Source organism: Candidatus Marifrigoribacter sp. Uisw_064 (genome assembly GCF_047730175.1).
Taxonomy (GTDB): Bacteria; Bacteroidota; Bacteroidia; order Flavobacteriales; family Flavobacteriaceae; genus Marifrigoribacter.
Window position 1 is genome coordinate 2,570,017 of sequence record NZ_CP159833.1, and the last position, 13,481, is coordinate 2,583,497.

The 13,481-nt window shown below is 31.9% G+C and carries 14 protein-coding genes; 3 read left to right on the top strand and 11 right to left on the bottom strand.

Features of this window, described 5'->3' with window-relative positions:
* Positions 1–6 precede the first annotated feature (6 nt).
* Entirely contained in the window at positions 7–543 is a 537-nt protein-coding gene (locus ABXT64_RS11535; RefSeq protein ID WP_443633084.1) for a 1-acyl-sn-glycerol-3-phosphate acyltransferase, read from the top strand.
* A 138-nt stretch (positions 544–681) separates the two neighbouring features.
* Here the strand turns inward: ABXT64_RS11535 and ABXT64_RS11540 are convergent, their stop codons facing one another.
* From ABXT64_RS11540 to gcvT, 7 genes are read right to left on the bottom strand one after another with little or no spacing between them, the layout of a single operon-like run.
* Positions 682–765 carry a hypothetical protein gene (locus tag ABXT64_RS11540; protein WP_443634966.1) on the bottom strand — a complete coding sequence of 28 codons (84 nt, stop codon included), beginning with the start codon at positions 763–765 and terminating at the stop codon, positions 682–684.
* Between the two features lie 7 nt (positions 766–772).
* Positions 773–1,129: a hypothetical protein gene (locus ABXT64_RS11545; protein WP_443633085.1), complete on the bottom strand. Its 357-nt coding sequence runs from the start codon at positions 1,127–1,129 to the stop codon at positions 773–775.
* Positions 1,130–1,166: 37 nt separating this feature from the next.
* Positions 1,167–1,880: a YebC/PmpR family DNA-binding transcriptional regulator gene (locus ABXT64_RS11550; protein WP_443633086.1), complete on the bottom strand. Its 714-nt coding sequence runs from the start codon at positions 1,878–1,880 to the stop codon at positions 1,167–1,169.
* Positions 1,881–1,916: 36 nt separating this feature from the next.
* Positions 1,917–2,198: a 4a-hydroxytetrahydrobiopterin dehydratase gene (locus tag ABXT64_RS11555; protein WP_443633087.1), complete on the bottom strand. Its 282-nt coding sequence runs from the start codon at positions 2,196–2,198 to the stop codon at positions 1,917–1,919.
* On the bottom strand, positions 2,199–3,062 hold the full coding sequence (locus ABXT64_RS11560) for a sugar nucleotide-binding protein (RefSeq protein WP_443633088.1): 864 nt from the start codon (positions 3,060–3,062) through the stop codon (positions 2,199–2,201).
* Between the two features lie 27 nt (positions 3,063–3,089).
* Positions 3,090–4,001, bottom strand: coding sequence for a glutaminase (locus tag ABXT64_RS11565; RefSeq protein ID WP_443633089.1), 912 nt, complete (start codon positions 3,999–4,001; stop codon positions 3,090–3,092).
* Between the two features lie 4 nt (positions 4,002–4,005).
* A complete protein-coding gene (gcvT, locus tag ABXT64_RS11570) occupies positions 4,006–5,088 on the bottom strand; it encodes a glycine cleavage system aminomethyltransferase GcvT (protein ID WP_443633090.1) in 1,083 nt (360 codons plus the stop codon).
* 147 nt (positions 5,089–5,235) lie between these two features.
* Between gcvT and ABXT64_RS11575 the strand changes: the two genes are divergently transcribed.
* Positions 5,236–6,798, top strand: coding sequence for an NAD(P)H-hydrate dehydratase (locus ABXT64_RS11575; RefSeq protein ID WP_443633091.1), 1,563 nt, complete (start codon positions 5,236–5,238; stop codon positions 6,796–6,798).
* Between the two features lie 43 nt (positions 6,799–6,841).
* Here ABXT64_RS11575 and ABXT64_RS11580 read toward each other — a convergent pair whose 3' ends face one another.
* Positions 6,842–8,209 carry a TlpA family protein disulfide reductase gene (locus ABXT64_RS11580; RefSeq protein WP_443633092.1) on the bottom strand — a complete coding sequence of 456 codons (1,368 nt, stop codon included), beginning with the start codon at positions 8,207–8,209 and terminating at the stop codon, positions 6,842–6,844.
* A 120-nt stretch (positions 8,210–8,329) separates the two neighbouring features.
* Here ABXT64_RS11580 and hutH point away from each other — a divergent pair, with 120 nt between their 5' ends.
* Entirely contained in the window at positions 8,330–9,832 is a 1,503-nt protein-coding gene (gene hutH, locus ABXT64_RS11585) for a histidine ammonia-lyase (RefSeq protein WP_443633093.1), read from the top strand.
* Here hutH and ABXT64_RS11590 read toward each other — a convergent pair.
* From ABXT64_RS11590 to ABXT64_RS11600, 3 genes are all read right to left on the bottom strand, one after another.
* Entirely contained in the window at positions 9,825–10,214 is a 390-nt protein-coding gene (locus ABXT64_RS11590) for a hypothetical protein (protein WP_443633094.1), read from the bottom strand. The two genes, hutH and ABXT64_RS11590, sit on opposite strands and share 8 nt — an antisense overlap.
* Before the next feature lie 53 nt (positions 10,215–10,267).
* Complete coding sequence (locus ABXT64_RS11595; RefSeq protein WP_443633095.1) at positions 10,268–10,594, bottom strand: TraR/DksA family transcriptional regulator; 327 nt, start codon at positions 10,592–10,594, stop codon at positions 10,268–10,270.
* A 170-nt stretch (positions 10,595–10,764) separates the two neighbouring features.
* Positions 10,765–13,317 carry an ATP-dependent Clp protease ATP-binding subunit gene (locus ABXT64_RS11600; RefSeq protein WP_443633096.1) on the bottom strand — a complete coding sequence of 851 codons (2,553 nt, stop codon included), beginning with the start codon at positions 13,315–13,317 and terminating at the stop codon, positions 10,765–10,767.
* Positions 13,318–13,481: the final 164 nt, after the last annotated feature.

Consider the following 13,481-nt stretch of genomic DNA (forward strand, 5'->3'; position numbering starts at 1 on the left):
CTATTTATGTTTTTATATAAATTTATTTTTAATACTGTTTTAGGTTGGAAGTTACATGGTGATTTTAGTCCTCATATTAAAAAATCTATAGTGATTGTTGTACCACATACAAGTTGGCACGATTTCTTTATTGGTGTTTTAACCAGAGGTATTTCAGGAACTCTAATTAATTGGGTAGGGAAGAAAGAGTTATTTACTTGGCCTTTTGGATATTACTTTAGATACATGGGAGGTGCAGCTTTAGATAGAACTTCAGGACAAAATAAGGTAGATGCTATCGCCCAAATTTTTAATGATAATAAAGAATTTAGAATGGCAATGGCTCCAGAAGGAACGCGTAAAAAAGTAGATACATGGAAAACAGGCTATTATTATATTGCTCAAAAAGCCAATGCTCCAATCATAACAGTAGCTTTCGACTATGAGCATAAAGAAGTACGTATAGGGAAGCCTTATTATATTACTAACGATTTAGAGAAAGATACTGAAGTACTACGCTCCTTTTTTAAAGGAGTTAAAGGAAAGAAACCAGAAAATTCATAAACTAAAAAAGCCTGCTAATTGCAGGCTTTTTTTTTAAATATATGTTTATTTATAGTCTCGTTAGCTTCCCTGTTTTTGAACCCCAATCCCAAAAACCATCAATGCCAGTAGGTAATGATCGCAAAGTCTAAGTCATAGTTAAAGCTTTACAAATTTTTCAATAGCTGATTTTCCTTCAGAAATAATCTTAATAATGTACAGACCTTCTTTTAGGAAAGACACATCAATTTCAGACTTTGAAATATAAGGTTTCTATGTTTGGGTTTTGGGATAAATCTAATTCCGACAACAAGTTACTTTCACAGCGAAGTTTTATTAGATTTGAAAAGCTCTCAATTCCTTCCAATGAGGCTACACTTCTTCCTTGAACATACAATCCATTTACAACAGCAAGAGCTTCAGATAACTGAATTTCACCATCATTATTGAGGTCGGAGTCTATATCAGGCCCAGGAGTTCCATCAATATCTACACAAATAGTATTTACCAAAGCATCTTTAAAGTTTGCATCTGGAATATTCACAATTTGTGTGGAAATTGAAAAACTAAATGAAAATAAACAAAGAGTTAGTAGTTTGGTATTCATTAAATTGTGATTTTAAAGGTAAAAATTATGATTGTTATTATAACTCATCCATAGAGTGAGATACACTTTGTACATCATCATCTTCTTCTAGTTTTTCTAATAGTTTTTCAACATCAGCAACTTGCTCTGGACTCAATTTTTTTGTTACCTGAGGAATACGCTCAAAACCCGAAGACAGAATTTCTATTTTTCTAGATTCTAATTCTGCTTGTATAGCACCAAAACTTTCAAATGGAGCATAAATTAAAATGCCATCATCGTCTGCAAAAACTTCATCGGCACCAAAGTCGATAAATTCTAATTCGACCTCTTCAGGATCTAATCCTTCCGAAGGAATTCTAAAATTACACGTATGATCGAACATGAAAATCACAGAGCCAGAAGTTCCAAAGTTACCATCGCATTTAGTAAAATGGGAGCGTACGTTAGCCACTGTCCTGTTATTATTATCGGTTGCTGTTTCTACCAATATTGCGATTCCGTGAGGTGCATAGCCTTCAAAAATCACCTCTTTATAATCGCCTTGCCCTTTTTCCGAAGCCTTTTTAATAGCCCGTTCCACATTGTCCTTCGGCATATTGACCGATTTGGCATTTTGTATCACAGCACGTAAACGTGAGTTAGAAGCGGGATCTGGACCCCCTTCTTTTATAGCCATTACAATATCTTTTCCTATTCTAGTGAACGCTTTGGACATTGCTGACCAACGCTTCATTTTTCTTGCTTTTCTAAATTCGAAAGCTCTTCCCATAGTTGTATTGTTTAATCACAAAAATATAAAAATGTTTTAACTTACCAAGGCATCTATAATCTTTGCTAATTCAAAATCTTTATTCGTCACACCTCCAGCATCATGTGTACTTAAGCTTATCTGTAATGTACTGTAAACATTGGTCCAGTCTGGATGATGACTTAATTTTTCAGCCTCAAAGGCGATTCTTGTCATCACAGAAAAAGCGTCTTTAAAGTCGTCAAACTCTAACGAAGTATGGATTGCATTTTCATTATACGTCCAGTCTGCAAATTCTTTTAATTGTTCTTTTATTTCTATTTCTGAAAATGGTTTCATCTATTTAATCTTTAGTGTGTTAATTTCTTCTTTTAAGGTAATATCATTGATTACTTCTGAAACAGTAATTCTATATGCCTTAGGCAGTTTATTGTTTTTTGGTAAGATAGCTAAATATCGATCTTCGTTTGAAGTAAATGTTTGTTTAAAAATAACATTTTTTAAATCCAATCGATCAGAAATTTCAATAAAAAGTTCTTCATGATGTATCATATCTGAACTTGCTAAGTGATAAATTCCATGAAGCTCTTTATTAATGATATAATGTACTTGTTGTGCAATTTTACTGGCTGTTGTTACTGAAATAATTAAATGAGGATAGACCTCAAAAGATGCTTCGTGTTTTTTTGCCTGTTTCAATTGAATAACCCTTGGAGCATTTACTCCTAATACTAATGGCAATCTTAAAATTCCATATTTTTCTTTTGGAAGTTCAATGAAAATTCGTTCCACTGAGGCTTTAAATTTCCCATAGTCACTTTCAGCTAAAAGCAAATCATTTTCATAGGAAGGCAAGCGATATTTTCCATCAAAAACATTTACAGTTGATAGATATAGAACACGACAATTATCATTCGTCATTACATAGGCAGAAATCTGTTTATGAACGTTGTATTGTGCATTAAAATCTCCTCGTATACTAGATATAATTATATTGGGTTGTACTTCATTAAGTATAACATCAATATCATCGGTTTCTACATCGAATTGATACATGACTTGATTCTGTTGCAACTGTTCATTTGCAGTGTTATAAGTACCGTATACATCGAAATAGGGTAGGAGTTCTTTATAAAGTGTATTTCCAATGAAACCACTGGCTCCTAATATGAGTATTCTTTGTTTGTTGTTTTTCTTTTTCATTATCCAAGCTGCAAAATGGGAAAAGTTTTAAAATATAGAACGCTTAGTCTTTGTTGTGAATTGCTCTAAAGCATGCATGCCAAGTAAAGAATTTCCTTTTGCATTAAGACCTGGAGACCAAGTTGCAATGGTAAAATCATTTGGTAGAAGTGCAATAATACCGCCACCAACACCACTTTTCCCTGGCAATCCAACTTCGAAAGCAAATTCGCCAGCTTCGTCATAAAAACCACACGTAAGCATTATTGCATTTATGCGCTTTATTTGGCTAGAGCTAAGGTGTTTTTTACCTTGAGAGCATACGCCATGATTGCCAAAAAAATGTACCGCTTTTGCTAATTGAGCACAACTCATTTCTAAAGAACATTGGTAGAAGTAGAAATCTAAAACATCTTCCACATTATTTTCTAAATTACTAAAAGATTTTAAAAGGTTTGCGGCAGCATAATTTCTAAAACCTGTTTTTTTTTCAGACTTAGCAACTTCTTCGTTGTAGTTAATAGAATCATCATTAGCCAAATCACGTATGTAATTTAAAAAGTCTTTTTTAGGATTTTTAAGGTTCGAAAGTAATAGGTCTGAAATTACTATGGCTCCAGAATTGATTAGTGGATTTCGTGGAATACCATTTTCTTGTTCTAATAACGATAAATGATTAAATGGATTTCCAGAGGGTTCTACATCTAGACGTTTCCATAAGTCATTTCCTGCTATAGAAAAAGCCTTTGCTAGTGCAAATATCTTTGAAGTACTTTGAATAGAAAATAGTTTGTTATAATCGCCGACAGCATAATTTTCGCCATTAATTAGATTTAGATAAATTCCAAAGTTATCGATATTTACTTTAGCTAATTCAGGTATGTACAAGGCTACTTTTCCTTTATCTTTTCTGGCAGTTAAATTGTGGTGAATGTCCTCTAAAATAGTTTGATAGTCCAATTCTTTAATTTTTATAAAATGGTAATTTTACAATCGTTGCAGGAATAGCATTTTTACGAATTTGAATATGAATTTGAGTTCCTACTGATTTCATAATTGTAGGGACATAACCCATTCCAATACCTTTTCCTAGCGATGGAGACATGGTACCGCTGGTAACTTCTCCAATTTTTTTTCCAGTACTGTCAACAATATCATAGCCTTGACGAGGAATTCCACGTTCATCTAATTCGAATGCAATAAGTCTACGGTCTGTACCTTGTTCTTTTTGCTTTAATAAATTATCTGAGTTAGTAAACTCTTTTGTGAATTTTGTAATCCATCCTAATCCAGCTTCTAAAGGAGAAGTAGTATCATTAATATCGTTGCCATACAAGCAATATCCCATCTCTAAACGAAGGGTATCACGAGCTGCAAGTCCGATAGGTTTTATTCCGAAGTCTTTACCCGCTTCAAAAACGCGCGTCCAAATTTGTTCAGCTTCACTGTTTTTGCAATAGATTTCGAATCCGCCACTTCCTGTATATCCTGTAGCGCTTATAATTACGTTTTCAATTCCAGCAAAATTATTTATTTCAAAAGTGTAAAAACTGATCGCAGATAAATCGGTAGAAGTTAAGGACTGCATTGCTTCGATTGCATTAGGTCCTTGAATTGCTAATAGAGAATAATCTTCAGAGAGATTTTTTATTTCAGCATCCATCGTATTTTTATTGCTAATCCAATTCCAATCCTTTTCAATATTAGAAGCATTTACTACTAACAACCATTTTTCTTGATCTAAACAGTATACTATTAAATCATCTACAATTCCACCATCATCATTAGGAAAACAACTGTATTGAGCTTTTCCTTCCGTTAATTTTGAAGCATCATTACTTGTAACTTTCTGAATTAAAGCCAAAGCATTTGGACCTGTAATTAAAAATTCACCCATATGGGAAACATCGAAAACACCTACTGAATTACGGACAGTTTCGTGTTCAATATTTATTCCTTCATAAGAAACAGGCATGTTATAACCTGCAAAAGGAACCATTTTTGCGCCTAATGCTTCATGTATATGTGATAATGCTGTATTGTTCATTGTTTAATAATTTTGAGACAAATGTATTACAATCTTTAAAAAGGTAACGAAGGAAATGTTTGATTGTTTTCAACAAGCACTGTAACTTGCATAATAATGATTTGAACTATATAAAATCATTTTATATTTATTAAAACAAGGCACCAAATGAAAATATTTTCAACGAAACAATTTTATGAGGCAGATGCCATTACTGTTAAAAATCAAGAGATTTCGCCTAACGATTTAATGGAAAGAGCAGGTGCTCAAATTTTTAATTGGTTGGATCGTCAAATGCAAGGAGCGCAAGTTCCCATTCATATATTTTGCGGTATTGGAAATAATGGAGGTGATGGATTAGTGGTAGGGAGGCTATTAATAGAACATGGATATAATATTTTTGTATATGTTGCAAACTTTACAGACAAACGGTCGAAAGAGTTTTTAACGAATTATGATCGAATTAAACATGTTAGCAAAAAGTGGCCAACACTAATGACTTCTGAATATGATTTTCCTAAAATTGATAAAGACGATATTATTATTGATGGGCTCTTCGGAATTGGATTAAATAGAACTCCAGATGGTTGGGTAAAATTATTGATACAATATTTAAATAAAAGCAAAGCATTTACCTTATCGATTGACATTCCTAGTGGGTTGTATTCAGATAAAGCAACTGAAGATTTTGAAGCAGTTATAAGAGCCAATAATACGCTGTCGTTTCAAGCACCAAAACTATCTTTCTTTTTACCTGAAACAGCTCATTTTGTTCCTTATTTCGAAGTGTTAGATATCGGTTTAGATGCTGAATACCTGAATACTGCAAAACCTTTAGCTCAAGCTATGGGTAAATTTGAAGTACAACAATTATACAAGCCTAGAAGTAAGTTTACTCATAAAAATGATTACGGACACGTATTAATGGTAGGAGGGAGTTATGGGAAAATAGGCGCAACCTTATTAGCTTCAAAAGCTGTTTTACGAATGGGCGCAGGGTTAGTGACTGGATACATTCCAAAGTGTGGGTATTCAATATTTCAAACAGCATTACCCGAAGCCATGGTTATTACAGATGTTGAAGAAGAATTTATTAGTGCTATTTCAACAGAGTTTGAACCAGATGTTATTGGAATTGGAACAGGTATGGGAACCAACCCTAAAACAATAGAAGGTTTAAAAGAGTTGTTTTCAAAAACAAAAACACCAATGGTAATTGATGCGGATGCTATTAATTGTATAGCTCTCGATAAAAAAACATTAAAGTTAATACCAGAAAACTCTATCCTAACACCACATCCTGGAGAGTTAAAAAGATTAATAGGTCCTTGGAAAAATGACTTTGATAAGATTGACAAGGTTAAAAAGTTCTCAAATAAACATAAAGTTATTGTTCTTATTAAAGGGGCTTTTTCAATTACTATCAATGGTGATGAATTATTTATTAATACTTCTGGTAATCCAGGTATGGCTACTGCAGGGAGTGGAGATGTATTAACAGGAATGATTGCTGGATTGGTTTCACAAGGATATGAACCATTGTTTGCTACGCTTATGGCTGTTTATTTACATGGAAGTTCGGGGGATATTTATGCTCTTGAACATGGTTTTGAAGCAATGTTAGCTTCAGATATTTTAGAAGGAATACCTAATGCTTACGTAGCATTATTATCTAAAGAACCTTCTGCTCAAGAAGATTCAGAAGAAGAAAATACAGAAAATAAAGCATAAAAAAAGCTCCAATTAAGGAGCTTTTTTTTAATACTTTTTGTTATTAAATTAAATCATTTAATAAATCTCTTAGTTTTGGATCTGATGGGCGAGGTGCATCTGCGGAAACTATATTTCCTTCAGGATCAATTAAAATAAATCTAGGAATTCCTAAGATATTATATTCAACAGGAAAACTTGATTTCCAATCCTTATCTGCCATAAGTTGAATACCACCTAGTTCTTTTGTTGTAACCATAGATTTCCATTTACCATGATCTTTGGCTGCATCTATTGAAAGGCTAACAAATTCTATGTTTTTGCCATGATAATCTGCTTCAACTTCTTTTAATGAAGGGATTTCACGAATACAAGGACCACACCATGTTGCCCAAACGTCCACATACACATATTTTCCAGCTAAATCATTAAGGCTTGTTTTTCCACCTTTATGATTTTCATAATCAAATGTTGGAGAAGCTTTACCAGGAGTTAATTTTTGTAAAATAGTATATTGTTCTGTTATTCCTTCTAAATCTTCTTGATTAGGACTTGTACTTTTATAAATTGAGAACGCTTCTTCTAAATGTTTATCTGGAGCTAAACCATATTTTAAAAATTGAGTTAATAAACTATTTTTTGCATAGCCATTTGGTAAATTTTTATTGACAACATTTAAATAAGTCAATGTTTTACTAAGTGAATCGTTTTCTAAAAGAGCATCATTCACTAATCTTGAAAAATGAGTTCCAACTAGGTCTTGGTATCCATTTGAATTTCTAAAAGCGATTGTATCGTTATATGTAATGTCTTTTAATTCTTTATATAAATTCTCTGAAGCTTTAAAATCAGGGGTTTTTGTGAAATATTGATGGTATTCTTGGAAGTTTTCTAATAAGCTAGCAAGCTCATATTTTAGTTCTTGTTTCTCTAATGAATTAAAGGTTTCATTAACGATTTTATTTTCAGCAAGTAATCCTTCTAGCTGAGAATTGTAGTTTTTTAATTCTGAAACAAAAGTAGATTCATCATTAGCAAACAATTCTGGATAATCAATACTTGTTTCATTATTAAGGTATTTTGCAGCTAAGTAATTATTTTCAGAAGCTAATTCACCTTCATATTTAATAGTTTCATCAAATTCTTTTGCATTTACAAAAGCAGACAATGTTGTGCCTTGTTCTAAATAGATGCCAGTTCTTTCCCTGCCTACAAAAAATTGATAATATCCATCTTTACTAATACTCAAGGTGTCTGAAAAAGTTCCTGTTTCAGAAATAGGTATTTTCTTTTCAAAACCATTTCCTCTAATCATAGCATTTTCAGCTTCATTATTTTCAATAGATCCATTTAAGATAACATAGGTTATTTTTTCTTCTTCATTACAAGCGATAAATGCAAGTATAATGGTAAGTAAGAGTAGTTTTTTCATGAAAATATTTCTTTATTTTTTTGCTAAAATACATATTTATTGATGAGTTGTCGAAAATTATCAAAAACCTTAACAAGAAATTGGTATTTTTGCTTCGAAAATTTATCCTTACTCTAACCTATGAAGCATTATATTAATTCTGAAATATTAAGTATTTCGACGATTAAAGATATAATCGAAACTCAAAAATCTATTGAATTATCTGAGGAAGCAATCTCCAAGATTGAAAAATCTAAAGCATATTTAGATTCAAAAATTGAAAATAATTCAACTCCTATCTATGGAATAAACACAGGTTTTGGTTCTTTATTTGATGTTGAAATCTCTTCAGAAAATTTATCTCAATTACAGGAAAATTTAGTAATGTCTCATGCATGCGGTACAGGTGATTTGGTTCCGAAGGAGATTATTAAATTAATGTTATTGCTTAAAATACAATCGTTAAGTTACGGGTATAGTGGTGTTCAATTGCAAACGGTACAACGTTTAATTGATTTTTATAACCTTGATATTTTACCTGTAATTTATGCACAAGGAAGTCTAGGAGCTTCAGGAGATTTAGCACCTTTAGCCCATTTGGCATTGCCTCTTTTAGGGAAAGGGAAAGTATATTATGATAATGAGACCATAGATGCTGAAGATTTATTAAAACAAAAGGAATGGACCCCAATTATACTAGAAGCAAAGGAAGGTTTGGCCTTACTAAATGGAACTCAATTTATGAGTGCTTATGGTGTTTATTGTTTACTTAAAAGCTTTAAGTTGTCTTATTTTGCTGATTTAATTGGAGCTATTTCATTAGATGCATTCAATTGTAATATGAGTCCTTTTAATCCATTAGTACATTTTGTGAGACCACATAATGGGCAAATTAAAACAGCGGAGCAAGTACTAAATTTTCTAGAAGGAAGTGAGATTGGTCAATCTAAAACAAAACAGGTTCAAGATCCATACTCTTTTAGATGTATCCCTCAAGTACATGGAGCTACAAAAGATACTATAGACTTTGTAAATAAAACGGTTAAAACTGAAATCAATTCAGTTACTGATAATCCAAATATTTTTGTTGATTCAGATGAAATAATTTCAGGAGGAAATTTTCATGGGCAACCTTTAGCTTTGGCATTAGATTATTTAGGAATTGCTATGTGTGAATTGGGTAGTATTTCAGAAAGAAGAACCTATCAATTAATTTCAGGACAAAGAGAATTACCGAATTTTCTTGTTAAAAACCCAGGATTAAACAGTGGTTTTATGATTCCACAATATACTGCGGCAAGTATTGTAAGTCAAAATAAACAATTTGCAACACCAGCCTCAGTAGATTCAATTGTATCCTCTAATGGACAAGAAGATCATGTGAGTATGGGAGCAAATTCGGCTACAAAATGCTTAAAGATTGTTGAAAATATTGAGCGAATATTAGCAATAGAACTTATGAATGCTTCACAAGCGTTGGTGTTTAGAGATGCTAAGTCGTCAGACTTTATTGAGCAATTTTTAACTTCATTTAGAGAAGTGGTTCCGTTTGTAGAAAACGATAGGTTACTTGCGACAGATATTCATAACAGTATATTATTCCTTAAAAATATGGGAATTGATAATGATGTAGTTTTTAATTAAGTTCTAGTTTCTTATTATATACTATTTCACTCACCCATTGGATGGCATCATTTAATTCTACGAAATGTTTAAAGGGCTTCTTTAAAAACATTTTTTCGAGCTGTACATTGGTTAAGTTTATTTTTTTATCTGAAACCACAGAAAAGGCAACTAGATGTTTAATTTTAGAAGTTTCAAAATAAATTCTAGGATCCACAGAGTAGGAATTCTTACGATGTGTTATATAGCCAAAATTCCTATTTTTAAAATACTTTTTAGAAATATCAACTAAGTGGGTATTGTATTCTGGCTTAACGGTTATACCTTCTTTCATTATTGCAATAACAAAAGTATCATATACTTCTATTATCCCAAAATGATATGAAAGTGAGGTATTAAGCATTATTACTATTTTTTTAACTTAGTTAAGTTACGATAAAAATAAATAGCAATATATTATTGTGTACAATTTACACAAGTAATCGATTGTGGACGTAATAAAATTCGACCTAAAGGGATAGGTTTTTTACACTTAATACAAATGCCAAAATCATTGTCATTTATGTTACTTAAAGCAATTTTTAAATTGTTTAATTTTAATTCTGCATTAGTTAGAGCTAACTGATTTACGGACTTATTATTAATAGCATCCATTCTAGAAACTCTACCTATTGCGTTTTCTGGGGCAATGGGTTTGGTGAGTTCTCGGTATTTATTTACTAAAATAGAAGTCTTTTCAATTTCTTCTTTTAGTCGTTGCTTTATTTGTTCTTTTTGTTTCATGTGTCTATATTAATAGTAATGGTCACATGCTGTCTACCTGCGGCAGGCAGGTTCGCTATTAGTCATTTCGTTTAGTGATAAACTTCATACTAAGCTCGTTTCATAAAAAAAAGTAGCACAATACTGTTTAACAATAAAGGTGCTACTTTTTATTTAATTATAAAAGCTTATTACGATTCAGTCTTCTTTTTCTGTTTTTTTATTTTAATCGTTAATTCATTAGTTTTCTTATCTAAATCCATAGAAATACTATCTCCTTCCTTTAGGTTTGAATTAATAATTTCTTCAGCTAAAGCATCTTCTATATATTTTTGAATTGCTCTTTTTAAAGGTCTTGCACCATATTCTTTATCAAATCCTTTATTAGCGATATAATCTTTTGCGGTCTTAGTTAATGATAGTTTATAGCCAAGCTCTTCAACTCTCTTAAATAGTTTAGCTAATTCAATATCAATAATTTTATGAATATCTTCTCTTTCAAGAGGATTGAACACCATTACATCATCGATTCGATTTAAAAATTCAGGAGCAAAAGTTTTTTTCAATGCATTTTCAATAACATTTTTAGTATTAGAGGTAGCTTGATCCTTTTTTGCTGAAGTTCCAAAACCGACACCTTGTCCGAAATCTTTTATTTGTCTGGCACCAATATTAGAAGTCATTATGATAATGGTATTTCTAAAATCGATTTTGCGTCCTAAACTATCAGTAAGATATCCATCATCAAGTACTTGAAGCAACATATTAAATACATCTGGATGTGCTTTTTCAATTTCATCAAGTAATACTACTGCGTAAGGTTTTCTTCTAATTTTTTCGGTAAGTTGTCCACCTTCTTCATATCCTACATAACCTGGAGGCGCACCCACTAATCTTGAGATTGCGAATTTCTCCATGTACTCACTCATATCAATACGTATTAACGTGTTTTCATTGTCGAATAATTCTTGCGCTAATACTTTTGCTAATTGTGTTTTACCAACCCCTGTTTGACCTAAAAATATAAATGACCCGATTGGTTTGTCAGGGTCTTTTAAGCCAGCACGATTACGTTGAATAGCTTTTACAACCTTAGCAACTGCTTCATCTTGACCAATTACTTTACCTTTAATACGTTCTGGTAATGCGGCTAACTTGTTACTTTCAGTTTGGGCAATTCTATTTACAGGAATTCCGGTCATCATAGAAACAACTTCAGCAACATCTTCTTCAGAAACAATTTCTCTATGTAGTTTTGAATCTTTTTCCCAAAGTTCTTGTTCAATACTTAATTCTTTTTCGAGGTTTTTTTCGTCATCTCGAAGTTTAGCAGCTTCTTCATATTTCTGTTTTTTTACTACAGAATTTTTTAACTCTTTTACCTGTTCTAATTTTTCTTCAATTTCAAGAATTTTTTCAGGAACATTTATATTGGTGATATGTACACGTGAACCGGCTTCATCTAATGCATCAATTGCTTTATCTGGGAGGAAACGTTCCGTCATATAGCGGTTGGTTAACTTAACACAAGCTTCTATTGCATCATCAGTATATTCCACATTGTGATGGGACTCATATTTATCTTTAATATTCTGTAATATTTCGATAGTTTCAACAACACTTGTGGGTTCTATAATAACTTTTTGAAAACGACGTTCTAATGCGCCATCTTTTTCAATGTATTGTCTGTATTCATCTAATGTAGTAGCACCGATACATTGTATTTCACCTCTCGCTAAAGCAGGTTTAAACATGTTGGAAGCATCTAATGATCCAGTTGCTCCACCGGCTCCAACAATGGTATGAATTTCATCTATAAATAAAATGATATCATCATTTTTTTCAAGCTCATTCATTACGGCTTTCATACGTTCTTCAAACTGTCCTCTGTATTTTGTTCCAGCTACTAAACTTGCTAAATCTAGAGTGACAACTCTTTTGTCATATAAAATACGTGACACTTTACGTTGAGTGATTCGCAATGCTAATCCTTCAGCAATAGCAGATTTACCAACACCAGGTTCACCGATAAGTAGTGGATTGTTCTTTTTTCTTCTACTTAATATTTGAGAAACTCGCTGTATTTCAGCTTCACGACCAACTACAGGGTCTAATTTTCCATCTTCAGCAAAAGAAGTAAGATCTCTACCAAAATTATCTAACACAGGAGTTTTGGATTTTTTATTTGTTTTTTTACCTCCACTAGTAAATAAATTTTCTTTATCACCTTCGCCAATATTTGAATCATCCTCATTTGGAAAAGATTCAGAGGTAGGGCTATCTATATAATCTTCATCGTTTGAAATCATAATTTTAAATTGATCTTTTACGCCATCATAATCCACATTAATTTTATTTAATAGCTTCGTTGTGGGGTCATTTTCGTTTCTTAAAATACACAATAATAAATGTGCAGTATTAATCGAAGAACTTTGAAATAATTTTGCCTCTAAAAAAGTAGTTTTTAAAGCTCTTTCTGCCTGACGGGTTAAATGTAAATTCTTTTTTTCGTTGGGTGTTACATCTGCACTTGGATTGGCAGGGCTTAATATTTCAACCTTCCTTCTTAAGTGATTAAGGTCTATATCTAATGCATTTAAAATGGAAACGGCTTTACCATTACCATCGCGAAGTAAACCAAGCATTAAGTGTTCTGTGCCAATAAAATCATGGCCTAAACGAAGTGCTTCCTCTTTGCTATATGCTATTACATCTTTTACTCTTGGTGAAAAGTTATCGTCCATATTTTAATTTTCCTTTTTGTCTAAAAATAGTATAATAAATCTAATATGACAAAAATCATTCCTATTTCATTTATTATAGTAGTAAAATGACAAAATTACTTACTATTATCAAAATATAAACCCTGATAGTTATTAACGATTTTACACCTATTTTTTGTTAATAA